Origin of the sequence: Bacillus gobiensis, assembly GCF_001278705.1 — a bacterium.
Taxonomy (GTDB): domain Bacteria; phylum Bacillota; class Bacilli; order Bacillales; family Bacillaceae; genus Bacillus; species Bacillus gobiensis.
In genome coordinates, this window is sequence record NZ_CP012600.1 from 3,589,414 (window position 1) to 3,615,941 (window position 26,528).

The window sequence follows — 26,528 nt, forward strand, 5'->3', positions numbered from 1 at the left end:
CAAAGACCCAGAGAAAAGTCCTTCACATCGGTTCAGAATGCCAAGACGTTGAAGTAAATCTTTCATTGACGGCAACTTTATTTATATTAAAAAAACGCCTTTTCCTAAAAAAAAGGCGTCCATCAAATAGCATTAATTTCTCGTTTCTTCTATAATTTTGCCGATTCTTTCAATCACAAGGTCCAAGGAGCTCTCATCCTCAAGCAGGTCATATTCATCAATATTCAGCCTCAGAACCGGACATGCGTTAAATCCGCTGATCCAGTTTTCATAACGTGTATGCATTTCCTGCCAATATGAGATGTCTGTTTGCAGCTCCATGTCTCTCCCGCGTTCTTCGATTCGTTTTAAAATGGAATTCAGGTCACCTTCTAAATAAATCATCACATCGGGATGCGGGAAATACGGAGTCATGACCATGGCTTCAAACAAGCTCGTATAGGTTTTAAAATCAACCTTTGACATTGTTCCTTTATCGGCATGCATCTTCGCGAAGATCCCTGTATCTTCATAAATGGAGCGATCTTGGACAAAGCCGCCGCCTGATTCAAAGATGTTCTTTTGTTCCTTGAACCTTTCTGCGAGAAAGTAAATTTGCAAATGGAAGCTCCATCGTTCAAAATCATGATAAAATTTCTCGAGATAGGGATTATGATCGACTTTTTCTAATGATGTTTTGAAATTAAGCTTTTTTGCCAGAGCCTGAGTCAGAGTGGATTTTCCAACACCGACAGTTCCGGCTATTGTGATAATGGCGTTCTTTGGAATGGTTAAGCTTTTTTGTTCGATCATAAGTGGACGATCTCCTTTACTTGTTTGACAATCCGTTCATAGGCATCTTTTGATTGAACGAAATCTTCCTTATCTCCGTCTATTGTAATGATATTCAAAGAAGGATCGGCTTTGATTAATTGATCCATTGCCGTTTCATACTTTTTTATTAATTGTGCTAAATACTCGCTGTCCATTTCCTGTTCAAATGAACGTCCGCGTTTTTTGATTCTCAATAATAAAGTAGGCAGGCTTGCTTTTATGTAAATGATTACCCCTGGCTTTGGGAGGTCTGCAGATAGGATTTTGAAAATTTGCCGGTACTTTTCAAGGTTCTTTTCGGATAATGTCAGGTCTGCGAAGATCAAATTTTTATAATTATGGTAATCGGCAATGACAGGCTTTTGCTGCATCATATAATGACGCTCTATATCCTCCAGCTGTTTATACCGATGGCATAAAAAAAACATTTCCAATTGGAAGCTCCACTCGTCAATGTTTTCGTAAAATTTCTCAAGGAATGGGTTTTCTTCAACGATTTCTTTCACCAGTTGAAAGTTCAAATCCTTAGAAAGCATGGCAGCAAGTGTCGTTTTGCCGGCTCCGATCGGACCTTCAACCGCGACAAAAGGGGTTTGTTTCATAGTAGGTCTCCTTAAAATGCTTCGATAAAATCAACTTCACATATTGTATCATATCCCCGACTTTTAACCTATGAAAAAACGCTTCGCTAACTAGGAAACGTTTTTTTCTCGACTTGAAATTGATCGGATATTAAAAGCCAGTTTTGCGGGAAGGAAAGCCCGAGCTTCCAGTAGCTGATTCCTCTGAGATTCAGTGATTTAATCAAATCAAACTTCGCTTGAATGGAACGGGCATCCTCGAACCAGACTTCATGCTTTTTGCCGTTATCATCAGTATAAGTATAAAAAGGGGCTTGTGCCGTGTCATCATATTGAATGGGAACATCGTTTTCACTGGCGCGAAGAATGGCCTGCTGTGGGCTTACGGCTTTTGCGAAAGGTCCTCCTGGGACATAGGGCAAGGTCCAGTCATAGCCGTACAGATTTTGGCCGAGCATAATTTTAGAGGACGGCATCTCGGTCAGCGCGTAATCGACGACCTTACGCACCTGATTTATCGGTGAAACGGCTTGCGCAGGACCTCCGCTGTAGCCCCATTCGTAGGTCATCAGAACGACAAAGTCGACAATCTCCCCATGTGCTTTGTAGTCATGGGCTTCATACCACTTTCCTTTTTGGCCGGCGCTCGTTTTTGGCGCCAGGGCTGATGAGATAAACCAGCCTTCTCGTTTAAACCGGGTTCTCGCTTCTCGTAAGAAACGATTATAGGCTTCTTTGTCCTGAGGCCGTAAGTATTCAAAATCAAAGTGAATGTCGCGAAAGCCGTATTTTTTTGCCGTCGCTACGATGTTGTCGAGAAATTTTCTTTTTATAGCTGTGTCGGTAAGCAAAATCCGTCCGAGCTCGTCGCTGAATCCGTCATTCTCTAAATTAGTGACAATCATCATAAAAGTGACATTTCGCCTGTCCGCAATTTGCTTAAGGTTGTTGAGCGGAGGCTCTTTCAGGGTACCGTCCCTCTTCGCTTGAAAGCTGAATGCCCCTAAATATGTGAGATAGGGGGAAGCCTCTCTTGCTGCTTGTTGAAGATTTTGGCTGACACTCGTTCCTCTTGGCTCAAGGTAGGCATTTACTTCAGCCTTCCTTTTTGGACGGGCAGGAATATACAGCAGAAAATTGATAGGCAGAATCGCGTGCAATTGAATGCGATTAATTTGGGCAAGCTCAGCAGCGGATATATTGAACCTGCGGCCGATTGTTGTTAACGAATCCCCGCGCTGCACTTCATAAAACTGCCCGGCAATCGGAATAACAATGGTTTGTCCGACAACAAGCTTATCCGGATTTGGAACTTCATTTGTTTGGATGATGGCTTCCGGTGTTGTCCTATATCTCAAAGCAATTTGTTCGATCGTATCGCCTTGTTTCACTACGTATATTTGAATGAGAAGCGCCTCCCTTCCTAGTCTGTATCATGTGTATGAACGGAGGCTGGGTTTCATGCTAGGAGTCCCCTGCGAGATCTTTTGACGACGTAATTTTGGCCAAAAGCACATTTTCCATAACGGTCAGCGTATACTCATTGTCTTTGTCATTATTTGACACCATGCAATCCCGGGGAATGATCAGCTTATACTCTCTCATATAGGCGTCGTTCGCTGTAAACAAAACGCAAATATTTCCGGCAATCCCCGTTAAAATCAGTTTTTCTGCACCCAATTTATTTAAAAGGGTTTCTAAAGCGGTTCCATAAAAAGCGGAATGCTTCGGTTTGATCAAAAAATAATCGTCGCCATCTGGAGCAATCTGATCAATGATTTCCTGGCTTTTTTCGTTTTTGCAGGCAGACAAAATAGTGGAGAGGTCTGCTTGCCAAGTATCGTAATGATCGTTAATGTATATAATAGGCCATTTCATTTTACGGGCATGTTCTTTTACACGGAGCAGGTTGGGAACCATCTTTCTCGTTTTTTCAGAGAGCAATTCACCCATATCGAAATCAAAATCATTGATCATATCTATAATGATTAAAGCGGTATTAGATTGTGCCAACTTAGTACTCCTTTCACCCAATGTACTTTTATAATATCCTTTTAAGAGCAGGAAGAAACCTCAGAACGAAAGAGACGTGGATCGATTGACGAATGAATATTTTATGAAAGAAGCGATAAAGGAAGCAAGAAAAGCCGGGGAAAAAGGCGAAGTACCGATTGGGGCAGTGCTCGTTTTAAATGGTGAAATAATAGCACGCGCTCACAATTTAAGGGAAACTGAGCAGCGTTCGATGGCGCATGCGGAAATGCTTGTAATTGATGAGGCTTGCCAAACTCTCGGTACGTGGCGGTTGGAGGATACGGAATTGTACGTTACACTGGAGCCGTGCCCGATGTGCGCAGGAGCTATTGTTCTTTCGAGAGTAAGCAAAGTTGTGTTTGGCGCACATGACCCAAAAGGAGGGTGTGCGGGAACCTTAATGAATTTGCTCACAGATGAGCGGTTTAATCATCAGGCAGAGGTCGTAGGTGATGTGCTTGCCGATGAGTGCGGCAGATTGCTGAGTGATTTTTTTAAAGCTCTTCGGATGAAAAAGAAGTCTCAGGGAAATTGAAGATATTGACAAAGGACTTGCATTGCAATTTATCCTTAAAACCGATATACTGTTATATGCGTCCTTTTAACAGGCGCATGAAAAATTTGATATTTATTTTGCCGTGCTAAGCGGGGAGGTAGCGGTGCCCTGTACTCGCAATCCGCTCCAGCGGGGCCGAATTCCTTTTCGAGGTGCGTTTATTTCGAGGTCTGCCTTAAGTAAGTGGTGTTGACGCTTGGGTCCTGCGCAATGGGAATCCATGAACCATGTCAGGTCCGGAAGGAAGCAGCATTAAGTGGAAGCTCTCATGTGCCGCAGGGTTGCCTGGGCCGAGCTAACTGCTTAAGTAACGCTTGGGATAGCGTATCGACAAAAGGTGCACGGTAAATCAATCATCAAATTTTCAACCCATCTGCTTTTTAAAGAGGTGGGTTTTTTACTTTCTCTTAAACTCTAGATAGCTTTTGGCTTTAAAAGCATGTTCATGTATAATATAAACGACGAGAACACAAGGAGGGGCAAGCTTGTGAGTTACCAGGCTCTTTACCGGGTATTCAGGCCACAGATATTTGAAGATGTCGTCGGACAAGAACACATCACAAAAACGCTGCAAAATGCCCTTTTACAAAAGAAATTTTCTCATGCTTATTTGTTTTCCGGACCCAGAGGAACAGGGAAAACCAGTGCGGCGAAGATTTTCGCAAAAGCTGTAAACTGTGAACGAGCTCCGGTTGGCGAGCCTTGCAATGAATGCTCATCGTGTCTCGGAATTACAAATGGATCAATCCAAGATGTCATTGAAATTGATGCAGCCTCAAATAATGGGGTAGATGAAATTCGGGATATAAGAGACAAAGTAAAATTTGCACCCTCTAGCGTGACATACAAGGTCTATATCATCGATGAGGTTCATATGCTTTCTATTGGCGCTTTTAATGCCCTTTTGAAAACCTTGGAAGAGCCTCCTGAGCATTGCCTTTTTATACTTGCTACGACAGAACCTCATAAAATTCCTTTGACGATCATTTCAAGATGCCAGCGTTTTGATTTTAAGCGGATTACAACTGAAGCGATTTCTGTCAGAATGCAGAGAATCGTTCATGAAGAACAGCTGTCTGTTGAGGACGGAGCGTTGGAGATTATCGCCAGTGCGGCGGATGGCGGAATGAGAGACGCGTTAAGCCTTCTCGATCAGGCTATTTCGTACAGTAATGAGATGCTGACCGTAGATGACGCATTGTTGATTACAGGCTCTGTTTCCCAGACGCATATCGGGAACCTCACACGATTTTTATACGAACAAAATGTTTCAGAAGCGTTAAAAACGCTGAATGAATTGCTGCAGCAAGGGAAAGATCCGTCGAAGCTCGCTGAAGATATGATTTTTTATTTCAGGGATATGCTTTTATACCAATCGGCCCCCGACCTTGAAGGCGTCCTTGAAAAGGTTAAGGTCGATGAAGCATTCAATGAACTTTCTGAAAGGATTCCCTCCCGGCAGCTGTATGAAATGATTGAAGTGTTAAATAGCAGCCATCAGGAAATGAAATGGACGAATCATCCGCGTGTGTTTTTTGAAGTGGCTGTCGTGAAGATTTGCCAATCAGCTAGTCAAGAACCCGCGAACAATCAGGAATTGAAAACGTTAATCAATAAATTGACCCAGCTGGAAAATGAGCTGAAACGTCTGAAATCATCAGGAATTCCAGCATCTTCAGGAGATCAGCCGAAAAAAGAAGCCCCGAGGCAGCAAAGAAGTAAAAAAAATTCGTTTAAATCGCCTGTCGGGAGAATTCATGAAATTTTAAAAGAAGCAACAAGAAATGATTTGGAAAAGATTAAAAAGGTTTGGGGAGAGCTTCTTGCTGAGCTGAACAGGCAGAATAAGCGATCTCATGCGGCGCTTTTAAAAGATACTGAGCCGGCTGCTGCTTCTACTTCTGCTTTTGTCCTCAAATTCACTTACGAAATCCATTGTCAAATGGTTGCTGAAAACAGAAATCAGATTCGAACAGATTTGGAACAGATCCTTGAATCCTTACTGGGACACCAAATGGATTTGGTTGGCGTTCCAGACAGCCAATGGGGTAAAATAAGAGGAGACTTTCTGGCTGATCATCAGCAGGAAGATACGGATCAAGCACGGCCTGCAAACGAAGAAGATCCGCTTATCTCCGAAGCAAAAAAACTGGTAGGTCCGGATTTAATAGAGATTAAAGACTAAATTACGATGGAAGAGAGTGAATGTAAATGCGTGGTGGAATGGGAAATATGCAAAAAATGATGAAACAAATGCAAAAAATGCAAAAGGATATGCAAAAAGCACAGGAGGAACTTTCTGATAAGGTGCTTGAAGGAACAGCTGGCGGCGGCATGGTAACGGTAAAAGTGAACGGCCAGAAAGAAGTCGTAGATGTTTTAATAAAAGAAGAGGTCGTTGATCCGGAAGACGTAGAAATGCTGCAGGACCTTATTCTCGCAGCAACTAATGACGCATTGAAACAAATTGATGAGCTTACGAATGAGACGATGGGCCAATTCACTAAAGGGATGAATATGCCGGGCTTGTTCTAAGGGGGACAAATAAAGAATGCAGTATCCTGAACCAATATCAAAGCTGATTGATGGCTTTATGAAATTGCCAGGAATCGGACCGAAAACTGCGGTCCGTCTGGCTTTTTTTGTGCTAAGTATGAAGGAGGACGTAGTTTTAGATTTTGCGAAAGCGCTGGTTAATGCGAAGCGGAATTTATCTTACTGCTCCGTATGCGGCCATATTACGGACAAGGATCCTTGCTATATTTGCGAAGATACGAGAAAAGACCGCTCAATTGTCTGTGTTGTCCAAGATCCGAAAGACGTCATTGCCATGGAAAAGATGAAAGAGTACAACGGGTTATATCATGTGCTGCATGGGTCTATCTCCCCTATGGACGGTATCGGGCCTGAAGACATCAATATTCCTGATTTGCTAAAACGACTGCAAAACGAAGAAATTACTGAGGTCATTTTAGCGACAAACCCGAATATCGAGGGAGAAGCAACGGCAATGTATATCTCGAGGCTTTTAAAACCGACGGGAATTAAGGTTTCCCGCATCGCGCACGGTCTGCCGGTGGGAGGAGACCTGGAATATGCAGATGAGGTGACTCTTTCAAGAGCTTTGGAAGGCCGGCGTGAACTATAGAAGGAGGGTTGCTTCATGGGGTTTCTTCGAAAAAACAAACTGAGAAAAGAATTTGATGAGAAGCTCGTGGATCAGCTGCTTCGGCAAAAAGAGGAATGGAACAGACAGAAAAGGCTGGTAGAAAACAGTGTGGAGCCTTCTCCTGGTGTCCTATATGAATTGAAGCTGGCTGAAGCAAAGTATTTCTTCTATTTGAGAGAAGCAAAAAAACGGAAGCTTCGGCTAGGCGGCTGGAAATAATCATTGTGGTCTAATTTTCTTTTGTCTCTCATAAGCTTGTACTAATGAAGCGAAGGGAGCGAAAGTGAATGGAAGCTTTTCTTATCATTGGGTCTATTATAGGTCTAATTGTCCTGCTGTTATCTTCTAAAGGGTCATTTCAGCCGTTAAAATTCATTGGAGTGATCTCTATTAAGCTGGCTGTAGGGGCGTTGTTGTTGTTTTGTGTAAACATGCTCGGCTCAAGCATTGGAATCCATGTTCCGATTAATTTTGTTACAACAGGGATCAGCGGTCTTTTGGGTATACCTGGAATAGCCGCATTAGTGATCGTAGAGCAGTTTATATTGGGATAAGAGTAAACGCATATTTTAGATCAAAACTATTTTTTAATATTTTTTTAGAAAAGTTGTTGACGCATGTATAAAAATGATGTTACTATGTTCTAGTCGCTTCAAGAGCGAAGAAATAAAAAGTTCCTTGAAAACTAAACAAGACAAACGTACCTGTTAATTCTAAATGTTTTAAAAAAATCGCATAGGTGACTATGCGTAGTCAGTCAAACTTTTATTGGAGAGTTTGATCCTGGCTCAGGACGAACGCTGGCGGCGTGCCTAATACATGCAAGTCGAGCGGACCTTTGGAGGCTTGCCTCCGAAAGGTTAGCGGCGGACGGGTGAGTAACACGTGGGTAACCTGCCTGTAAGATTGGGATAACTCCGGGAAACCGGGGCTAATACCGGATGCGTCACGAAACCGCATGGTTTTGTGATCAAAGGTGGCACTTGTGCTACCACTTACAGATGGACCCGCGGCGCATTAGCTAGTTGGTGAGGTAACGGCTCACCAAGGCAACGATGCGTAGCCGACCTGAGAGGGTGATCGGCCACACTGGGACTGAGACACGGCCCAGACTCCTACGGGAGGCAGCAGTAGGGAATCTTCCGCAATGGACGAAAGTCTGACGGAGCAACGCCGCGTGAGTGATGAAGGTTTTCGGATCGTAAAGCTCTGTTGTCAGGGAAGAACACGTGCCGGTTGAATAAGCCGGTACCTTGACGGTACCTGACCAGAAAGCCACGGCTAACTACGTGCCAGCAGCCGCGGTAATACGTAGGTGGCAAGCGTTGTCCGGAATTATTGGGCGTAAAGCGCGCGCAGGCGGTTCTTTAAGTCTGATGTGAAAGCCCCCGGCTCAACCGGGGAGGGTCATTGGAAACTGGGGAACTTGAGTGCAGAAGAGGAGAGTGGAATTCCACGTGTAGCGGTGAAATGCGTAGAGATGTGGAGGAACACCAGTGGCGAAGGCGACTCTCTGGTCTGTAACTGACGCTGAGGCGCGAAAGCGTGGGGAGCGAACAGGATTAGATACCCTGGTAGTCCACGCCGTAAACGATGAGTGCTAAGTGTTAGAGGGTTTCCGCCCTTTAGTGCTGCAGCAAACGCATTAAGCACTCCGCCTGGGGAGTACGGTCGCAAGACTGAAACTCAAAGGAATTGACGGGGGCCCGCACAAGCGGTGGAGCATGTGGTTTAATTCGAAGCAACGCGAAGAACCTTACCAGGTCTTGACATCCTCTGACCACCCTAGAGATAGGGCTTTCCCTTCGGGGACAGAGTGACAGGTGGTGCATGGTTGTCGTCAGCTCGTGTCGTGAGATGTTGGGTTAAGTCCCGCAACGAGCGCAACCCTTGATCTTAGTTGCCAGCATTCAGTTGGGCACTCTAAGGTGACTGCCGGTGACAAACCGGAGGAAGGTGGGGATGACGTCAAATCATCATGCCCCTTATGACCTGGGCTACACACGTGCTACAATGGGCAGAACAAAGGGCTGCGAGACCGCAAGGTTTAGCCAATCCCACAAATCTGTTCTCAGTTCGGATTGCAGGCTGCAACTCGCCTGCATGAAGCTGGAATCGCTAGTAATCGCGGATCAGCATGCCGCGGTGAATACGTTCCCGGGCCTTGTACACACCGCCCGTCACACCACGAGAGTTTGCAACACCCGAAGTCGGTGAGGTAACCATTTGGAGCCAGCCGCCGAAGGTGGGGCAGATGATTGGGGTGAAGTCGTAACAAGGTAGCCGTATCGGAAGGTGCGGCTGGATCACCTCCTTTCTAAGGATAATGAACGGAAACGAGGGAGCTCTCCCGAGAGCTTCCTCGGGACAGGTACGTACGATCTTGTTTAGTTTTGAAGGATCATTCCTTCAAATGAAGATGATGTTCTTTGAAAACTGGATAACGAAAGAGTAAGACATTCACATTGATTTTTTTGTAGTAAGTTCGATCTAACGGTTAAGTTAGAAAGGGCGCACGGTGGATGCCTTGGCACTAGGAGCCGATGAAGGACGGAACGAACACCGATATGCTTCGGGGAGCTGTAAGCAAGCTTTGATCCGGAGATTTCCGAATGGGGAAACCCTCTGTTCGTAATGGAACAGAATCTTATCTTGAATTCATAGAGATAAGAAGGCAGACCCGGGGAACTGAAACATCTAAGTACCCGGAGGAAGAGAAAGCAAACGCGATTCCCTAAGTAGCGGCGAGCGAAACGGGATTAGCCCAAACCAAGAGGCTTGCCTCTTGGGGTTGTAGGACACTTGATATGGAGTTACAAAGGAACGGGGTAGATGAAGAGGTCTGGAAAGGCCCGTCAAAGAAGGTAACAACCCTGTAGTTGAAAGTCCGTTCCCTCCCAAGTGGATCCTGAGTACGGCGGGACACGAGGAATCCCGTCGGAATCCGGGAGGACCATCTCCCAAGGCTAAATACTCCCTAGTGACCGATAGTGAACCAGTACCGTGAGGGAAAGGTGAAAAGCACCCCGGAAGGGGAGTGAAAGAGATCCTGAAACCGTGTGCCTACAAGTAGTCAGAGCCCGTTAACGGGTGATGGCGTGCCTTTTGTAGAATGAACCGGCGAGTTACGATCCCGTGCAAGGTTAAGTTGAAGAGACGGAGCCGCAGCGAAAGCGAGTCTGAATAGGGCGCATGAGTACGTGGTCGTAGACCCGAAACCAGGTGATCTACCCATGTCCAGGGTGAAGTTCAGGTAACACTGAATGGAGGCCCGAACCCACGCACGTTGAAAAGTGCGGGGATGAGGTGTGGGTAGGGGTGAAATGCCAATCGAACCTGGAGATAGCTGGTTCTCTCCGAAATAGCTTTAGGGCTAGCCTCAAGGTAAGAGTATTGGAGGTAGAGCACTGATTGGACGAGGGGCCCCTACCGGGTTACCGAATTCAGTCAAACTCCGAATGCCAAATACTTATCCTTGGGAGTCAGACTGCGAGTGATAAGATCCGTAGTCGAAAGGGAAACAGCCCAGACCGCCAGCTAAGGTCCCAAAGTATACGTTAAGTGGAAAAGGATGTGGAGTTGCTCAGACAACCAGGATGTTGGCTTAGAAGCAGCCACCATTTAAAGAGTGCGTAATAGCTCACTGGTCGAGTGACTCTGCGCCGAAAATGTACCGGGGCTAAACGTATCACCGAAGCTGCGGACTGTTCTTCGAACAGTGGTAGGAGAGCGTTCTAAGGGCTGTGAAGCCAGACCGGAAGGACTGGTGGAGCGCTTAGAAGTGAGAATGCCGGTATGAGTAGCGAAAGAGGGGTGAGAATCCCCTCCACCGAATGCCTAAGGTTTCCTGAGGAAGGCTCGTCCGCTCAGGGTTAGTCGGGACCTAAGCCGAGGCCGAAAGGCGTAGGCGATGGACAACAGGTTGATATTCCTGTACCACCTCCTTTCCGTTTGAGCAATGGGGGGACGCAGGAGGATAGGGTAAGCGCGGTGTTGGATATCCGCGTCCAAGCAGTTAGGCTAAGGAGATAGGTAAATCCGTTTCCTTATTAGGCTGAGCTGTGATGGCGAGTGAAATTTTAGTAGCGAAGTTCCTGATTCCACACTGCCAAGAAAAGCCTCTAGCGAGGAAAATGGTGCCCGTACCGCAAACCGACACAGGTAGGCGAGGAGAGAATCCTAAGGTGATCGAGAGAACTCTCGTTAAGGAACTCGGCAAAATGACCCCGTAACTTCGGGAGAAGGGGTGCTTCTTAGGGTGAATAGCCCCGAGAAGCCGCAGTGAATAGGCCCAGGCGACTGTTTAGCAAAAACACAGGTCTCTGCGAAGCCGCAAGGCGAAGTATAGGGGCTGACGCCTGCCCGGTGCTGGAAGGTTAAGGGGAGCGCTTAGCGTAAGCGAAGGTGCGAACTGAAGCCCCAGTAAACGGCGGCCGTAACTATAACGGTCCTAAGGTAGCGAAATTCCTTGTCGGGTAAGTTCCGACCCGCACGAAAGGCGCAACGATCTGGGCACTGTCTCAACGAGAGACTCGGTGAAATTATAGTACCTGTGAAGATGCAGGTTACCCGCGACAGGACGGAAAGACCCCGTGGAGCTTTACTGCAGCCTGATATTGAATGTTGGTACAGCTTGTACAGGATAGGTAGGAGCCTTTGAAACCGGAGCGCCAGCTTCGGTGGAGGCATCGGTGGGATACTACCCTGGCTGTATTGACCTTCTAACCCGCCGCCCTTATCGGGCGGGGAGACAGTGTCAGGTGGGCAGTTTGACTGGGGCGGTCGCCTCCTAAAATGTAACGGAGGCGCCCAAAGGTTCCCTCAGAATGGTTGGAAATCATTCGCAGAGTGTAAAGGCACAAGGGAGCTTGACTGCGAGACCTACAAGTCGAGCAGGGACGAAAGTCGGGCTTAGTGATCCGGTGGTTCCGCATGGAAGGGCCATCGCTCAACGGATAAAAGCTACCCCGGGGATAACAGGCTTATCTCCCCCAAGAGTCCACATCGACGGGGAGGTTTGGCACCTCGATGTCGGCTCATCGCATCCTGGGGCTGTAGTCGGTCCCAAGGGTTGGGCTGTTCGCCCATTAAAGCGGTACGCGAGCTGGGTTCAGAACGTCGTGAGACAGTTCGGTCCCTATCCGTCGTGGGCGCAGGAAATTTGAGAGGAGCTGTCCTTAGTACGAGAGGACCGGGATGGACGCACCGCTGGTGTACCAGTTGTTCTGCCAAGGGCATCGCTGGGTAGCTATGTGCGGACGGGATAAGTGCTGAAAGCATCTAAGCATGAAGCCCCCCTCAAGATGAGATTTCCCATTCCCTATGGAAGTAAGATCCCTGAAAGATGATCAGGTAGATAGGTCTGAGGTGGACGTGTGGTGACACATGGAGCTGACAGATACTAATCGATCGAGGACTTAACCTAGTTTAATTGAATGTCATATACTCCCCACGTTATCCAGTTTTGAGAGAACATATCTCTCTTACGGTTCACTTATCGAACCCAAGAGGGTTCCCGAGGAACAAGGAATTCTAGGAATCGAGTGAAGGAGCACCGGAGCGTACATACGTACGTGAGGATGCGACTGAGCGAAGATGACAACGAAGTCCGCCGTTCATCGGAAGCCGTAACCCATAGTTTGGTGGCGATGGCGAAGAGGTCACACCCGTTCCCATGCCGAACACGGAAGTTAAGCTCTTCAGCGCCGATGGTAGTTGGGGGATTCCCCCTGTGAGAGTAGGACGCCGCCAAGCACATCGTAGGAAAAGGATCAGCTTATCCAAGCTGGTCTTTTTTCTGTTTAAAATGGATAATAGAAAAACTTATATTAGAAAAATTCCCGTTGTCAATATTTTAAACAAAAAGTAAATGAAATGTTTAGAAAATAATTGACTCCATTGAATATTAGAAGAGCATGTTATGAAAATAGATTATCAAAACATGCTCTTCTTGCAATTTATCTGTATATTCTTTTATAAAAACCCATGTTCAACTTAATATTTGGCTGTCATTTATGACCTTTTTATCTCTTTATTAAGTTTGCTATAGACTTAGTGATTAAACCAGAAATGAAACAAGCTCCAGTCATAATGGATACCCAAATTAGGAATGTTGGTTCCGGACCAATTTCAATAAACATATAGCCTAAAGAAAATATCAACACAATTACAACCATTATCCATACCTTTTTAAAGATTAAATATCCTATAATCCCTAAAACAAAAGAGAACGCTGGCAGGATAAGGAGTAAGAAATACGCGGGGTTTAATAGTGGGTTAATATCAGTATCCTCCTTAACTGTCGTTATTCAATAATTCAAACCGAGCAATTTCCCACTCTTTCTTTGCTTTTAATTGAGTGGTTTTCACCTTTTTTCCAGACTTCAGTTCATACGAAGTTATTTCTCCAAGAACATTATCCTTCTGCATATCAAATCCTTTAATCAAAACATACATCTTATTAGTGTCGAACTGAACATCATTCAATAAAAAGTCATTATTCCCAGCGTAAAAATCGAATGAACTTTTCTTATTAATATTCTTATCATAAATGTTCACTTTTCCATTATACGAAACTGCTATGATTTCGTCTTTTAATATTTTCAATCTTTCTGGATGGAAAGAAGCCACCATCCTTGTCATTAGTTGGGGCATATTTGGGTCAGCTGTGCAGTAGAGCCAAAGTCCTCAAAATCGCACAGCAGAAGAGATGGTGCGAGATGTGTTGGTGGTTTTGGCGGCGGGTAATGGAGGCTTATTTCAGCCAAGAGCGGATATATTCCCACAATGGCAGGATATCTCGCCAAAATAGTCGCATAAAGGAAACCAGCTTCAGTCAGTGCGACTCGAAGGGGACAGGCAACAAAAAAAGAGACCAGAACCAAGGCTCTGATCTCTCTGATTTACTTCAATTATTATCTTTATTCCTACCTCGTACCTTGGGTAGCAAAGACTTCCAAGGCAGCGTTACTGTTCAAATAATTGCTGTTTTTTATCTAAACCATAATTAACGAATGCCAGAATAATAGCTCCGACAACCATGAGGGCGCCGATCCAAGCGGTATGAATAAGTCCGATGCTGTCCGTAACGATGCCTCCAATGTAGGAGCCTGAAGCAATTCCAATATTAAAGGAAGAAATGGTGAATGCTGATGCTATATTTCTGGCGGTGGGCACGAATTTATCAGCTAAGGACACAGTATACACCTGTACACCGGCGTTCATCATAAAGGCAAACAGCCCCATGAAAAAGACGGTCACGAGTCCCAGTGCTTGAAATGGCGCTGTTAAAGAAAAAACAGCCAATATCACGGCCTGAAGCAGAAACACTACGCGTAGCCCCTTAATTGGATATTGGTCGGCAATCTTTCCGCCAATCAAATTCCCGATCGCCACTGCAACGCCATATACGAGTAAAATGACACTAACAGAGCCTTCCGCAAATCCGGTAATGTCTTGCAGGATGGGTGCTAAAAAAGTATACGATACAAACGTACCCCCAAATCCTAGAATGGTCATGAGAAGTGCAAGGATAACCCGGCCATTAGAAATCAGATTCACTTGATCTCTAAAGGTAGGAGGAGCATCCATTTTTATGTTTTTCGGTAAAAAGAGAAGTAAACAAATAAAGCCGATAATTCCTAACAGAGCAACTCCGATAAATGTCCATCTCCATCCGAACGCTTGACCGATGACCGTACCAAATGGCACACCCAAAATGGTTGCAATGGTTAAGCCGGATAGCATCATTGATACTGCACTGCCTTTTTTATTTGCGGGAACCATTTCAGCGGCAACTACAGTTCCAACGGAGAAAAATACGCCGTGCGCAACAGCTGTTATAATTCGGGAAATTAAAATAAGTCCAAATGTTGGAGCAATGGAGCCTGCTGCATTTCCTAAAATAAATACGACCATAAGCATAAATAATAGCTTTTTACGGGGCATTGATCCGGTTAATGAAGTGAAAATCGGCGAGCCAATGGCAATGCCTATTGCATAGGCTGAGACTAGTAGCCCGGTCTGAGATTCAGTTACATGCAATGCGTCCGCTACGGTTGGCAGCAATCCGACAATGACAAATTCTGTCGTGCCAAGCGAAAAGGTGCAGATGGCCAGCGAAAGAAGAGCAATCCAGCTCTGTCTGGTCATCACAGACGCTTGTGCTTGTGGTTCTGCTGAAGCATTTAATTCCATGTTGTTTCCTCCTTTTCTTTTTAAAGAGATGCCGAAATCTCTTTGGCGCATTTTTTAACCAATTCGACATGAGCCTCGTCTTTTTCTTTGGACACACGAACGGAGGGACCCGAGATCGCAACGGCAGCTATCACTTGATCACCTTTATAAATCGGCGCACTGACACATCGGACGCCAATTTCACCTTCTTCATTGTCTAAGGAATACCCGTTCTTTTTGATACGATCTAGTTCCTCAAGAAATAAATCAAGCGATGTAATGGTGTGATCCGTCCTTTTTTCAAACGTTAAGCTGTTAATGATCCGGGATTGCTCGTCTTTTTCTTTAAACGCTAAAATACATTTTCCGATCGCGTCTGCGTGAAGAGAGAGCCGATCGCCGACTTCAAGGTGGGTTCGTGTCGCATATTTTCCTTGGACGGCTTGTGTGATCATCATTTCCGTTCCTTGCATCATGCCAATGTACGTTGTCTCTCCTGTTTCTTGACTCAACTTATCCATAAAAGATACAGACTTCCACGTTAAATCGTAATTTGTGTGCTTGCTCTTCTGGAGAATCTTCGAGATAAGAGTGTCAGATATTTCATAACGATTGTTATTTTTCGAAATGAAATGGTTCTGTTCCAACGTGCTAACCAACCGATACGTGGTACTTTGGTTAAGCTGCAGCATTTCAATGATTTCTTGAATGGACAAGCTCGGATGCTCTAGAAGCAGCTGAAAAATATCCAACCCTTTTTTTAACGTCCCAACCTCATTTCGATTTTGCATTCGTGTGCCACCTTTATTTTCGAGTTCAGACATAAGGATAGCAGTATAGAAAAGGATTTTCAAATATAGAGAATCAAAAAGCATTTATTATCCATAATGGAGAAAAATAACGAACTACACCTACTTTTATTAAGCCTAATCATTCGAAATCTGACATACACTCTAATCGAAGGAGATTCATATAATAAATGGACCTGAGAAATAATTCAGAATATTGTATAGAAAATAGGCTGCCGGGGCATACTAAAGCCATGGAGGTGGGAGCATGAGTGAGGAATCCCGTTATGGGGAAACGTGCATTATATGTGATGAAAAGAAGAATGCAGGTATCCATGTTCAAATGAAATTCATATGTTTACAATGTGAGAGAAAAATAGTAGCTACCTCTGCATCTGATCCTGAGTATAAAGAATACGTAAAAAAATTAAAAAGCTTGCATACCCCCCCATTATATTCATAGACCGTTACTGGTCTTTTTTTATTTCAACGATCCGTTAAAAGTCTGATTAAAAGGAAAGATTAATGAGAGGAGACAAATTCCTCTCTTTTTTATACAATGGAAATAGAATGAAACTTTTATCAAGTTCAGACCGTATAGTTTATAGAAGAATGAATAACAGGGAGCGAATCGTAAAATGAGATCATTTTTGCATGTCCTGACGGGAGCTGCGTCGGCTTCCACGATAGCAGTGATCACAGGGCTGATTAGTTATTTCGCTTTTGGACAAACGTTTTTAATCTCGAGTTTGTATGCTGTGGGCGGATGGTTTGTCGTTTTTTCAGGAACGCTCTGGATTGGACACTATCTCTATTTACGGAAAAATCAGCTGTCGATGCGAGAATATATTTATATTAAGAAAAACCTGCATGAGGCGAAATTGAAAATTGCTCGTTTACGTAAGGCGTTATTTGCGGTGAAAAATCTGCATACGATTAAGCAAAATTTTGAGATTTTTCGCATAGTCAAACGCATATATGTCATTACCAAGAAAGAGCCAAAACGGTTTTATCAAGCAGAAAAATTCTACTTCGAAAATTTGGAGTCAATCGTTGAGCTGACAGAGAAGTATGCGCTTCTTGCCACACAGCCAAAGAAAAATGCGGAAATACAGATGTCTCTAAGCGATACCCGCTGGACGATTGCCCAGCTTGCTGAGAGTTTGGAAAAGGATTTGTACGATCTGCTTGAAAAGGATATTGATCATTTGCAGTTCGAATTGGATGTAGCTAAGCATTCATTAAGCAAAAAATAACGGGAACATCCAGAGAAAGGAGCGACCCCTGATGAGCAATGAGAAAAGCAACGCTGCACAATCCTCATTTGATGATTTGCTGGCTGATCCATTTGGCGATCATGAGGCCATTCCTGCAAGTCCGCAAAAAAACGAGAAAAAGCAGGCGAGACTTATCGACGTGCTGCCGGAAGAAAACAAGGAAAAGGCACGCCAAATTGCCGGACAAATTGATCCGCATAACCAGCAAAGCCTGGCGATGTATGGGACTTCCGCCCAGTCCAAGCTTTTGAATTTTTCTCACCAAATGCTTGATCATGTCCAAAAAAAGGACATAGGCGAGGTTGGCCAAATACTTGGCGATCTCATGAAACGGCTTGAAAATGTAAATCCGGATGATCTGACTCCGCAAAAGAAAAACGTGATTTCCCGTTTATTCGGAAAGGTATCCAATTCCATTCAGGAGGTACTCTCAAAATATCAAAAAACTGGTGCGCAAATTGATCGGATCAGCGTCAAGCTGGAGCATTCAAAGAAAGCGTTGATAGGCGACAACAAATTGCTCGAGGAGTTATATGAGAGAAACAGAGACTATTTTCAAGCCTTGAATGTCTATATCGCAGCCGGAGAGCTGAAAATAGAAGAGATTCGAACGAAACTGCTGCCCGAGCTTCAAAAAAAGGCAGACTCCGGACACGACCAAATGGCTGTACAAGACGTTAATGATATGATGCAGTTTGTCGATCGGCTGGAAAAACGGATTTACGATTTAACGCTTAGCCGGCAAATTACTGTTCAAAGCGCTCCGCAAATCCGCCTCATTCAAAATACGAATCAAGCACTCGTCGAAAAAATTCAATCGTCGATTATGACGGCGATTCCATTGTGGAAAAACCAGGTGGCAATTGCCCTCACGCTTATGCGCCAGCGCAGTGCGGTTGAAGCGCAGAAGCAAGTGTCGAAAACGACGAACGAGCTGCTTTTGAAAAATGCAGAAATGCTGAAGGCCAATACGATTGAAACGGCAAAAGAAAACGAACGAGGGCTTGTCGACATTGAAACGTTAAAGAAAGTTCAGGAAAATCTCGTCGGAACGCTGGAAGAAACCTTGAAAATTCAAGAGGAAGGCCGAACGAAGAGACAGCAGGCAGAGCAAGAAATATTGGCCATGGAAGACGACTTAAAGCAAAAGCTGCTGAATATAAAATCAGACCAAAACAATCAAACGTATTTGCCGTAGGAGCCTTTTTTGGAAAGGCTCTTTTTTAATTTCAGTGAAAAAAATTCAGGAACAGCGTTTTCAAATTATCACTTATGGCCCAAATAAAGAATATCCTATAAATATGAAAATAAAAAAGCTGAAACTCATAATCGCATTCAAAATAGTGAATACATAGCTTTTGCCAAAAATACCAAGAGCTATTCCAATTGGACCGACTAAAAAAGTAAAAGTCCAGAAAGGGCTGCTTATTTGAAAAATGAGATTAGGCGCCCAAAGCAAGAGACATATTATAAAACAAGCGAGTGACCAAATTTTTAAGTTTTTTTTATTCATAAAAACAACCCCCGTTCGCCTGAATTTCTTATGTTACGGATTGGTTATGGTAAGCTGTTAAAATATGTGTCAAAAATAATTATATAATAATATTTACACAGGAAAAAAACCCTTTTCCTAGCTTTATACTTGGTATGGGAACTTATGTTACAATACAAGTACAACAAATAAGAACATATTTTAAAAGGATCGTTCAAATTGAAAACACCATTATTCCACGCCTTACTGCGCCACGTGCAATCCAATCCTTATTCGTTTCATGTGCCGGGACATCACAACGGGGATGTCTTTTTTGATAAGGCCCGCCCCTTTTATGATTCACTGCTTGCGCTTGATCTGACAGAAATAGAAGGCTTGGACGACCTCCATCATCCCGAAGGCGTGATTAAGGAAGCACAGGAGCTGGCCGCAAAGCTCTACGGTGCATGCGAAACTTTTTTCTTAGTTAACGGCAGCACTGTCGGCAACCTGGCAATGATATTGGCCTCGTGTCAGCAGGGTGATACGATCTTGGTGCAGCGGAACTGCCATAAGTCGGTGTTTCACGCCGTCGAGATGGCCGGCGCTTACCCGGTTTACCTTAGCCCGGAAATTGACTTGGACATGAAGCTGCCCACTCACGTGTCGGAGGAGACACTGAATAGAGCGATGTCGCTCTATCCTGAAGCAAAAGCGATTGTACTGACAAATCCGACGTATTATGGCCACGTGACAGACCTGGCACCATCGATCAAGGAGGCCCATCGCCGCGGAATTCCTGTCCTTGTTGATGAAGCGCACGGCGCGCATTTTGTATTGGGCAAGCCGTTTCCATTGTCTTCCCTGCAGATGGGTGCTGATGTCGTCGTCCATTCGGCTCATAAGACGCTGCCGGCGATGACGATGGGATCCTATCTTCATCTCAACAGCGACCGGATCAACAGAGAACGGATCGCTTACTATCTGTCAATTTTGCAAAGCAGCAGCCCATCTTATCCGATTATGGCTTCACTTGATTTGGCAAGAGCCTATCTTGATGAGATCATCTATTCAAATCAGCTGGAAGCGATTGTGAAGGATATTGCATCATTTCATGGCTTGTTTGCGGAAATGCAGCATGTTGAAATTAAAAAACCAACAGATCCGTCCATTCAAACAGATCCGTTAAAGCTTGCTGTCCAATCAAAGTGCGGGCATACTGGATATGAATTAAAGGAGCTGTTTGAAGCGGCTGATGTTCATCCGGAAATGGCAGACGAACAATTTGTGCTTTTTGTGCTGCCCATGGAAAAGAACAGATCGATTTCTAAAGTACGTTTTCAAGCGATAGACAAGGAAGTAGAAAGGACAAGGCGGCAAGGGCGGAAAGCTCTCACGTCGGATCAACCGTCTGAAAAAATAACGGAATTAGCGTATGACAAAGAAATACTTGCGTCATTCAAAAAAGAACCGCTCTCCCTTGAAAAGACAATCGGCCGCGTGTGTGCGGGACCAATTATCCCGTATCCGCCGGGAGTGCCACTACTTTTGCCGGGAGAACGAATTATAGAGGAAAAAGCTGAGATACTAAAGAGGCTTATTGATCAGAAAGCCCGGATACAAGGGAACGGGATCAATCACAATTATCAATTACTTGTTTATATAGAAGAGGAGACACCATGACAGGAGTATTTATTACATTTGAAGGACCAGAAGGAGCAGGGAAAACGACAATTCTTCAAAAGGTTAAAGAGCGGCTTGAAAAGGATGGCCACAGCGTCACCGCTACACGGGAACCAGGGGGAATTGACATTGCCGAGCAAATTCGCCAAGTGATTTTAAAAGAAGAAAACACTGCGATGGATGCAAAGACAGAAGCCCTCCTTTACGCGGCAGCAAGAAGGCAGCATCTTGTTGAAAAAGTATTGCCAGAGCTGAAAAGCGGGAAAATAGTCTTGTGTGACCGATTTATCGACAGCTCGCTTGCGTACCAAGGGTTTGCAAGAGGTCTTGGCATCGATGAGGTCTATTCGATTAACCAGTTTGCAATCGGAGACGCAATGCCTGACTTGACGATCTATTTTGATATCGATCCTGAAGAAGGCTTAAAGAGGATTGAAGAGAGCAGCGACAGGGAAAAGAATCGTCTTGATTTAGAAACGATTGAATTTCATAAGCGAGTGCAGCAGGGCTACCAGGAAGTGATCAAGCGATTTGCAGGCAGAATCGAGACCGTTTCTGCTGAACGATCGATTGAAGACGTTTGTCACGATGTCTATTCCATTATTCAAAAGAAAATATGACCTAATGGCCTATATGATATAATAAGAAATAATGTTTTCAAATACGAGGAGGTCCGAAAATTGAAACTAATCATTGCAGTCGTTCAAGATCAAGATAGCAATACCTTGCTAAAAGCATTGACTGAAAATAATTTCCGCGTTACTAAGCTTGCAACGACGGGCGGATTTCTTAAGTCAGGCAACACGACATTTATGATCGGTACAGAGGATATTCGCGTAGAAAAGGTGCTTGATATTATTAAGCAAAACGGAAGGAAACGCGATCAGCTCGTTACTCCTGTATCTCCAATGGGAGGAAACGCTGACTCCTATGTTCCGTATCCAGTAGAAGTTGAAGTCGGCGGTGCGACCGTGTTTGTTATGCCGGTTGAAAAATTCCATCAATTTTAAGGTGAACGGATAGTGAAAATTAATCAAGACGTTCGTATCACGGAGCTGCAAAAGCAGATTTCGGCCAAGCAAGCAACTACGTCCCCTTCTTTTAAATCCGCTATGGAAAAAGAAAAGGGAAGGCTTCAAGCGGATCAGCTGACGAAGCTGTTGTCTGACATAGAAGAGTTTGGAAAACGTCTGGCCAAGTCGAGAAATTTTAAAGACTTGGCCAGATTCAAAGGGTTAGTTAAACGATTTGTAAAGGAAGCTGTCGAAAGCGGTTTATCTCTCGAAGAATCGAGAAGCTTTGACCTTTATGGAAACAGCCGGACGTTAACCGTTGTAAAAGAATTGGACACAAAACTGATTCAGCTGACGGAGGATCTATTGAATAAAGAACAGGATTCCGTTTTATTGCTGGAACGAATCGGCGAGATCAAGGGACTATTAATAAACCTGTACACATAGAGAGTTGATAAAATGGGTAGAAGCTGGACTGAAATGGAGGGCCATCAGCCGGCCGTAATGAAGCTTTTTTCAAATAGCATAAAAAAAGAGCGCTTGGCTCATGCTTACTTGTTTGAAGGCGGGAGAGGCACGGGGAAATCAGACGCTGCCTATTTGCTGGCGAAAAGTTTTTTCTGCCTTGAATCGGGTGTTGAGCCTTGTGAAACGTGCAGAAACTGCAAACGAATCGAGTCAGGGAATCATCCGGATGTATTCGTCATTCGTCCGGACGGCCAATCGATAAAAAAGGGCCAAATCCAGGCACTTCAGGAAGAATTTAAAAAGACAGGTGTCGAATCCAAAAAGAAACTGTACATTATTTTTCATGCAGATCAGATGACGGCCAATGCGGCAAACAGTTTGTTGAAATTTTTGGAGGAACCGAATCCCGGAACAATGGCCGTTATAGTTACCGAGCAGCCGCAGAAGCTGCTTAATACGATCATTTCCAGATGCCAAATGTTAACATTCAGGCCGCTGGCTCCTTCTTCCATTGAAAAAGACCTCATCAAGGAGGGTGTCTCTGCACACTTGGCGGCTCTTTTATCTAATTTAACGGGAAATGTGGCTGAAGCACTCGAATTAAGTCGGAATGAAGAGTTTGCAGAAGCAAGATCGATAGTGATAAAATTATATGAAGTGTTAACTCATCGAAGAGGACATGCTTTCTTTTATATACATGACAAGTGGATGCCTTTTTTTAAAGAAAAAGATCAGCAGGAGCTTGGACTGGATCTGTTACTGTTCATCTATCGTGATGTGTTGTCCATTCAAGTGGGAAATAATGGACAGGTTTTATATCAGGATTTGATGGACAATATAGAGTCTCATGCATTACAATCAACGCAGGCAGTCGTAATGAACCAAATTCATGCTGTGCTGGAAGCTAAAAAACGGCTTCGTTCCAACGTGAATGCCCAGGTACTGATGGAACAGCTGGTGTTAACGTTGCAGGAGGGATAACCTTGTATAATGTAATTGGAGTCCGTTTTAAAAAAGCGGGGAAAATTTATTATTTCGATCCAAATGGATTTCAGATAGAGCGCGACACAAACGTAATCGTTGAAACCGTCAGAGGCGTTGAATACGGACATGTTGTGATCGTAAATAAAACGGTGGAAGAGCATGACATTGTGCTTCCGCTTAGAAAAGTCATCCGTGTTGCTGATGAGCGCGATAAGATGATAGTTGATGAAAATAAGGAAGCCGCTGCACAAGCTTTTGGCATTTGCCAAAAAAAAGTGGCCGAGCACGGGTTGGATATGAAGCTGGTAGATGTTGAATTCACCTTTGACCGCAACAAAGTGATCTTTTATTTCACAGCTGATGGAAGAGTCGATTTCAGAGAGCTGGTGAAGGATCTGGCTTCTATTTTTAAAACACGAATCGAGTTAAGGCAAATCGGGGTCAGAGATGAAGCGAAAATGCTCGGCGGAATCGGGCCGTGCGGAAGAATGCTTTGCTGCTCTACCTTTCTCGGTGATTTTGAACCGGTATCTATTAAAATGGCGAAGGATCAAAATTTATCATTAAATCCTACTAAGATATCTGGTTTATGCGGAAGGTTAATGTGCTGCTTGAAATATGAAAATGATGAGTACGAAACGGCAAAAGAACAGCTTCCGGATATCGGTGAATTCATTACGACAACAGACGGACCTGCGAAAGTGGTTGGCCTGAATATCCTTGAACGAATCCTTCAGGTTGAGCTTACAGAGAGAGATAAAGTCGTAGAATACACTTGGGAAGAATTGCTCGAAGAAGGTGTTGTTTCCGCTCAAACAACAGATTGACGAGGTGGAGAACCTTGGATAAAAAAGAATTATTCAGTGCAGTCAGCAGTATGGAGGAACAAATCGGCTCCTTATATAAGCAGCTGGGAGATTTAAAGCTTCATATTGGTGAAATGATCGAAGAAAATCATTATCTACAGCTTGAAAATAATCATCTCCGCCAAAGGCTTGAGGAAAAGAACAACGGTGCAGCTGTGGAAGAAGAGCCTGTTTCTGGAGAAGAAAAAACCGAAAAAATGGTATCTGCGGAAATCGGAGAGGGCTATGATAATTTGGCGCGCCTTTATCAAGAAGGCTTTCACATTTGCCCCATCCATTACGGCAGCGTCCGTAAAGACGGTGATTGTCTGTTTTGTCTTTCTTTTTTAAATAAGAAGTAATAAATGGCTCCCGAAGAGATTCGGGAGTTTTTTTTGTAGAAAATGATTGATTTGATAAGAGACAGGAGCACGGGAATAGAAAAAAAGAATGCATAGAATGCGTGTAAGAGGAGGAATAGAACATGAGAAAACAATGCAATATTACAATTAACAGTGTTACCGGCGGCGGGGTTGTTAATTTTGGCGGGGCTTATAAAATCTCTCCTGTTACTTTCACAAAAACTGTATCGTCAGCAGAGGGAAACTCTGTACAGGGGAACACGACAGAGGAAATGCCAATGGACGAAGCATCTGGAGAAGTTATGGTTAATTCAAACACCCGCGGTTTCAAAACAAAAGAAATCGTTTATAATCAAGGAAACAGTGATAATGCTTTAAGAGTTACAATAAGAAAGGAATAATATATGGTTGTATTACGAGATGATGAAAGATTGGATTATTTGCTGGCAGAGAATATGAAAATTGTTCAAAGCCCTAGTGTTTTTGCTTTTTCACTTGATGCCGTACTGCTGTCAAAATTCGTGTATGTTCCGATTCAAAAAGGAAAAATCATCGATTTATGTACAGGCAATGGCATTGTCCCGCTTTTGCTCAGCACTCGGACAAAAGCGGAAATCATCGGAGTCGAATTGCAGGAGCGGCTCTATGATATGGCAGTAAGAAGCGTGGGGTACAATGGATTGCAGCATCAAATTGGTTTGATTCAGGATGACCTGAAAAATATGCCGGTTGTTTTAGGTCATAATAAATATGATGTAGTTACGTGCAATCCTCCGTATTTTAAGACACCGAATCAAGAAGAAAGAAACCTGAACGAGCACTTGGCTATTGCGCGGCACGAGATTCATTGTACGTTGGAAGATGTCATTCGGGTGGGCAGCAAACTGCTGAAGCAGGGCGGAAAGCTTGCTCTAGTCCATCGCCCCGGACGGCTGATTGAAATATTTGAACTGATGAAGGCATATCAAATCGAACCAAAACGTGTTAGATTTGTCTATCCCCGAGAGGGAAAAGAAGCGAATACGATCTTGGTTGAAGGGATCAAAGCCGGAAAACCGGACCTTAAGATCTTGCCCCCGTTATTTGTGTATACGGATAAAAATGAATATACACCTGAAGTCAGGACGATTCTATATGGAGAATAATCACTTTTTTTATGTGCTGCTTTGTGGAGATGGCAGCTTTTATGCAGGCTATACGAATGATCTGGACAAGCGATTGAAAGTACATAATAAAGGGAAAGGGGCAAAATATACGAGAGCCAGACTCCCTGTTTCCTTGGTACATAGCGAAGCTTATCCAACTAAACAAGAAGCGATGCAAATGGAATATCATTTCAAAACACTATCGCGAAAAAAGAAAGAACGATATTTGGAAGCGAGAAGGGAGGCAGTCAGCGAATGAAAAGCCAAAAAAGTTTTAACGGCCATTCTGATATGGGGACTTTGTTTCTGGTTCCAACGCCTATAGGCAATTTGGAGGATATGACCTTTCGCGCTGTAGACACGTTAAAAACAGTGGATTATATTGCAGCAGAAGATACGAGACAAACGAAGAAGCTGTGCCATGTTTACGACATTGAGACCCCGCTTGTCAGCTACCATGAGCATAACAAAGAATCCAGCGGACATAAAATCATCGAATGGCTGAAAGAAGATAAAAATATCGCACTAGTCAGCGATGCTGGAATGCCGACGATTTCCGATCCAGGAAGAGAAATCGTCAGAGAATATGTATCGATTGGCGGAAACGTGGTCCCGCTGCCCGGAGCCAATGCAGCTCTCACAGCCTTGATCGCGTCAGGTATTTCTCCTCAGCCATTTCTTTTTTTCGGTTTTCTGGACAGGTCGAAGAAAACGAAGAAAAAACAACTGGATGAGTTAAAAGACCGTGAAGAAACGCTTATTTTTTATGAGGCGCCACATCGTTTAAAAGAAACCCTAACGTTTATTCATGACCATTTGGGGAATCGTCAAATCACGGTATCAAGAGAGCTGACAAAAAAATTTGAAGAATTTATCCGGGGCACGGCTGAAGAGCTAAAGGATTGGGCGGCAAATGAAACGATTCGCGGTGAATTTTGCCTTGTTGTAGAAGGTTCACAACAAAAGAGCGAGCAAACATCGGCATGGTGGGATGAATTAACCGAGATCGAGCATGTCGAACATTACATCCAGCTGGGCTGTTCGACGAAAGAAGCCGTCAAAAATGCCGCAACGGACCGCGATATTCCAAAACGAGCAGTATATGATGCCTATCACATACGAAATAAATAAAAAAGATCGCTCTCAGGAGTTGCGTACAACTGG

General features: G+C 44.2%; 30 protein-coding genes, 3 rRNA genes and 1 other RNA gene. 25 read left to right on the forward strand and 9 right to left on the reverse strand.

Annotation, left to right across the window (positions count from 1 at the left end; translation table 11 throughout):
* Window positions 1–132: 132 nt before the first annotated feature.
* From dck to AM592_RS17995, 4 genes are all read right to left on the reverse strand, one after another.
* Window positions 133–792, reverse strand: coding sequence for a deoxyadenosine/deoxycytidine kinase (gene dck / locus AM592_RS17980; protein WP_053605068.1), 660 nt, complete (start codon window positions 790–792; stop codon window positions 133–135).
* Complete coding sequence (locus tag AM592_RS17985; RefSeq protein WP_053605069.1) at window positions 789–1,415, reverse strand: deoxynucleoside kinase; 627 nt, start codon at window positions 1,413–1,415, stop codon at window positions 789–791. The genes dck and AM592_RS17985 overlap by 4 nt, the downstream gene beginning before the upstream one ends.
* Before the next feature lie 86 nt (window positions 1,416–1,501).
* Window positions 1,502–2,785, reverse strand: coding sequence for a glycoside hydrolase family 18 protein (locus AM592_RS17990; protein ID WP_053605070.1), 1,284 nt, complete (start codon window positions 2,783–2,785; stop codon window positions 1,502–1,504).
* A gap of 73 nt (window positions 2,786–2,858) precedes the next feature.
* The gene (locus AM592_RS17995) at window positions 2,859–3,407 is read right to left on the reverse strand and encodes a cysteine hydrolase family protein (RefSeq protein ID WP_082364176.1); all 549 of its coding nucleotides are present in this window, start codon (window positions 3,405–3,407) and stop codon (window positions 2,859–2,861) included.
* An 85-nt stretch (window positions 3,408–3,492) separates the two neighbouring features.
* Here AM592_RS17995 and tadA point away from each other — a divergent pair, with 85 nt between their 5' ends.
* From tadA to rrf, 11 genes are all read left to right on the forward strand, one after another.
* Complete coding sequence (gene tadA, locus AM592_RS18000; RefSeq protein WP_211086334.1) at window positions 3,493–3,963, forward strand: tRNA adenosine(34) deaminase TadA; 471 nt, start codon at window positions 3,493–3,495, stop codon at window positions 3,961–3,963.
* Window positions 3,964–4,064: 101 nt separating this feature from the next.
* Window positions 4,065–4,329: signal recognition particle sRNA large type (gene ffs, locus AM592_RS23520), an RNA gene on the forward strand.
* A 142-nt stretch (window positions 4,330–4,471) separates the two neighbouring features.
* Window positions 4,472–6,169, forward strand: coding sequence for a DNA polymerase III subunit gamma/tau (dnaX, locus tag AM592_RS18005; protein WP_053605071.1), 1,698 nt, complete (start codon window positions 4,472–4,474; stop codon window positions 6,167–6,169).
* Between the two features lie 26 nt (window positions 6,170–6,195).
* Window positions 6,196–6,519 carry a YbaB/EbfC family nucleoid-associated protein gene (locus AM592_RS18010; protein WP_053605072.1) on the forward strand — a complete coding sequence of 108 codons (324 nt, stop codon included), beginning with the start codon at window positions 6,196–6,198 and terminating at the stop codon, window positions 6,517–6,519.
* A 16-nt stretch (window positions 6,520–6,535) separates the two neighbouring features.
* Window positions 6,536–7,132, forward strand: coding sequence for a recombination mediator RecR (gene recR, locus AM592_RS18015; RefSeq protein WP_053605073.1), 597 nt, complete (start codon window positions 6,536–6,538; stop codon window positions 7,130–7,132).
* Window positions 7,133–7,147: 15 nt separating this feature from the next.
* A complete protein-coding gene (locus AM592_RS18020) occupies window positions 7,148–7,372 on the forward strand; it encodes a YaaL family protein (RefSeq protein WP_053605074.1) in 225 nt (74 codons plus the stop codon).
* A 68-nt stretch (window positions 7,373–7,440) separates the two neighbouring features.
* Window positions 7,441–7,707: a pro-sigmaK processing inhibitor BofA family protein gene (locus AM592_RS18025; RefSeq protein ID WP_053605075.1), complete on the forward strand. Its 267-nt coding sequence runs from the start codon at window positions 7,441–7,443 to the stop codon at window positions 7,705–7,707.
* Between the two features lie 211 nt (window positions 7,708–7,918).
* Window positions 7,919–9,470, forward strand: a 16S ribosomal RNA gene (locus AM592_RS18030).
* 9 nt (window positions 9,471–9,479) lie between these two features.
* The gene (locus AM592_RS25045; protein WP_264080142.1) at window positions 9,480–9,608 is read left to right on the forward strand and encodes a hypothetical protein; all 129 of its coding nucleotides are present in this window, start codon (window positions 9,480–9,482) and stop codon (window positions 9,606–9,608) included.
* 40 nt (window positions 9,609–9,648) lie between these two features.
* Window positions 9,649–12,578 (forward strand): 23S ribosomal RNA (locus AM592_RS18035).
* 213 nt (window positions 12,579–12,791) lie between these two features.
* A 5S ribosomal RNA gene (rrf, locus tag AM592_RS18040) occupies window positions 12,792–12,907 on the forward strand.
* Together the 16S, 23S and 5S rRNA genes form the textbook arrangement of a ribosomal RNA operon.
* A 269-nt stretch (window positions 12,908–13,176) precedes the next feature.
* Here rrf and AM592_RS25235 read toward each other — a convergent pair.
* The 4 genes from AM592_RS25235 to AM592_RS18060 all read right to left on the reverse strand — a co-directional run bounded on the left by AM592_RS25235 (window position 13,177) and on the right by AM592_RS18060 (window position 16,119).
* Window positions 13,177–13,461: a DUF2651 family protein gene (locus AM592_RS25235; RefSeq protein WP_318773061.1), complete on the reverse strand. Its 285-nt coding sequence runs from the start codon at window positions 13,459–13,461 to the stop codon at window positions 13,177–13,179.
* A complete protein-coding gene (locus tag AM592_RS18045) occupies window positions 13,448–13,807 on the reverse strand; it encodes a hypothetical protein (RefSeq protein ID WP_053605076.1) in 360 nt (119 codons plus the stop codon). Before AM592_RS18045 ends, AM592_RS25235 begins: the two co-directional genes overlap by 14 nt.
* A gap of 312 nt (window positions 13,808–14,119) precedes the next feature.
* Window positions 14,120–15,349 (reverse strand): MFS transporter, encoded by a 1,230-nt coding sequence (locus AM592_RS18055; protein ID WP_053605078.1) that lies wholly within the window; start codon window positions 15,347–15,349, stop codon window positions 14,120–14,122.
* A gap of 20 nt (window positions 15,350–15,369) precedes the next feature.
* A complete protein-coding gene (locus AM592_RS18060; RefSeq protein WP_053605079.1) occupies window positions 15,370–16,119 on the reverse strand; it encodes an IclR family transcriptional regulator in 750 nt (249 codons plus the stop codon).
* Window positions 16,120–16,384: 265 nt separating this feature from the next.
* Here AM592_RS18060 and AM592_RS18065 point away from each other — a divergent pair, with 265 nt between their 5' ends.
* From AM592_RS18065 to AM592_RS18075, 3 genes are all read left to right on the forward strand, one after another.
* On the forward strand, window positions 16,385–16,579 hold the full coding sequence (locus AM592_RS18065) for a sigma factor G inhibitor Gin (RefSeq protein WP_053605080.1): 195 nt from the start codon (window positions 16,385–16,387) through the stop codon (window positions 16,577–16,579).
* A gap of 175 nt (window positions 16,580–16,754) precedes the next feature.
* A complete protein-coding gene (locus AM592_RS18070; RefSeq protein ID WP_053605081.1) occupies window positions 16,755–17,372 on the forward strand; it encodes a 5-bromo-4-chloroindolyl phosphate hydrolysis family protein in 618 nt (205 codons plus the stop codon).
* 31 nt (window positions 17,373–17,403) lie between these two features.
* Window positions 17,404–18,591: a toxic anion resistance protein gene (locus AM592_RS18075; RefSeq protein ID WP_053605082.1), complete on the forward strand. Its 1,188-nt coding sequence runs from the start codon at window positions 17,404–17,406 to the stop codon at window positions 18,589–18,591.
* A 72-nt stretch (window positions 18,592–18,663) separates the two neighbouring features.
* Here the strand turns inward: AM592_RS18075 and AM592_RS18080 are convergent, their stop codons facing one another.
* Complete coding sequence (locus AM592_RS18080) at window positions 18,664–18,906, reverse strand: hypothetical protein (RefSeq protein WP_053605083.1); 243 nt, start codon at window positions 18,904–18,906, stop codon at window positions 18,664–18,666.
* Window positions 18,907–19,104: 198 nt separating this feature from the next.
* Between AM592_RS18080 and AM592_RS18085 the strand changes: the two genes are divergently transcribed.
* From AM592_RS18085 to rsmI, 11 genes are all read left to right on the forward strand, one after another.
* The gene (locus AM592_RS18085; RefSeq protein ID WP_053605084.1) at window positions 19,105–20,547 is read left to right on the forward strand and encodes an aminotransferase class I/II-fold pyridoxal phosphate-dependent enzyme; all 1,443 of its coding nucleotides are present in this window, start codon (window positions 19,105–19,107) and stop codon (window positions 20,545–20,547) included.
* Window positions 20,544–21,167, forward strand: coding sequence for a dTMP kinase (tmk, locus tag AM592_RS18090; RefSeq protein WP_053605085.1), 624 nt, complete (start codon window positions 20,544–20,546; stop codon window positions 21,165–21,167). The genes AM592_RS18085 and tmk overlap by 4 nt, the downstream gene beginning before the upstream one ends.
* Before the next feature lie 60 nt (window positions 21,168–21,227).
* Entirely contained in the window at window positions 21,228–21,557 is a 330-nt protein-coding gene (locus AM592_RS18095; protein ID WP_053605086.1) for a cyclic-di-AMP receptor, read from the forward strand.
* A 12-nt stretch (window positions 21,558–21,569) separates the two neighbouring features.
* Window positions 21,570–22,007 (forward strand): YaaR family protein, encoded by a 438-nt coding sequence (locus AM592_RS18100; protein WP_053605087.1) that lies wholly within the window; start codon window positions 21,570–21,572, stop codon window positions 22,005–22,007.
* 12 nt (window positions 22,008–22,019) lie between these two features.
* Window positions 22,020–23,009 (forward strand): DNA polymerase III subunit delta', encoded by a 990-nt coding sequence (holB, locus tag AM592_RS18105; RefSeq protein ID WP_053605088.1) that lies wholly within the window; start codon window positions 22,020–22,022, stop codon window positions 23,007–23,009.
* Between the two features lie 2 nt (window positions 23,010–23,011).
* On the forward strand, window positions 23,012–23,839 hold the full coding sequence (locus tag AM592_RS18110) for a competence/sporulation regulator complex protein RicT (RefSeq protein WP_053605089.1): 828 nt from the start codon (window positions 23,012–23,014) through the stop codon (window positions 23,837–23,839).
* Between the two features lie 14 nt (window positions 23,840–23,853).
* Entirely contained in the window at window positions 23,854–24,219 is a 366-nt protein-coding gene (gene yabA / locus AM592_RS18115; RefSeq protein WP_053605090.1) for a DNA replication initiation control protein YabA, read from the forward strand.
* A 122-nt stretch (window positions 24,220–24,341) separates the two neighbouring features.
* On the forward strand, window positions 24,342–24,620 hold the full coding sequence (locus tag AM592_RS18120; protein WP_053605091.1) for a spore germination protein: 279 nt from the start codon (window positions 24,342–24,344) through the stop codon (window positions 24,618–24,620).
* Window positions 24,621–24,623: 3 nt separating this feature from the next.
* Window positions 24,624–25,364 (forward strand): tRNA1(Val) (adenine(37)-N6)-methyltransferase, encoded by a 741-nt coding sequence (locus AM592_RS18125; RefSeq protein ID WP_053605092.1) that lies wholly within the window; start codon window positions 24,624–24,626, stop codon window positions 25,362–25,364.
* The gene (locus tag AM592_RS18130; protein ID WP_053605093.1) at window positions 25,354–25,623 is read left to right on the forward strand and encodes a GIY-YIG nuclease family protein; all 270 of its coding nucleotides are present in this window, start codon (window positions 25,354–25,356) and stop codon (window positions 25,621–25,623) included. The genes AM592_RS18125 and AM592_RS18130 overlap by 11 nt, the downstream gene beginning before the upstream one ends.
* The gene (gene rsmI / locus AM592_RS18135) at window positions 25,620–26,495 is read left to right on the forward strand and encodes a 16S rRNA (cytidine(1402)-2'-O)-methyltransferase (RefSeq protein ID WP_053605094.1); all 876 of its coding nucleotides are present in this window, start codon (window positions 25,620–25,622) and stop codon (window positions 26,493–26,495) included. The genes AM592_RS18130 and rsmI overlap by 4 nt, the downstream gene beginning before the upstream one ends.
* Window positions 26,496–26,528 lie beyond the last annotated feature (33 nt).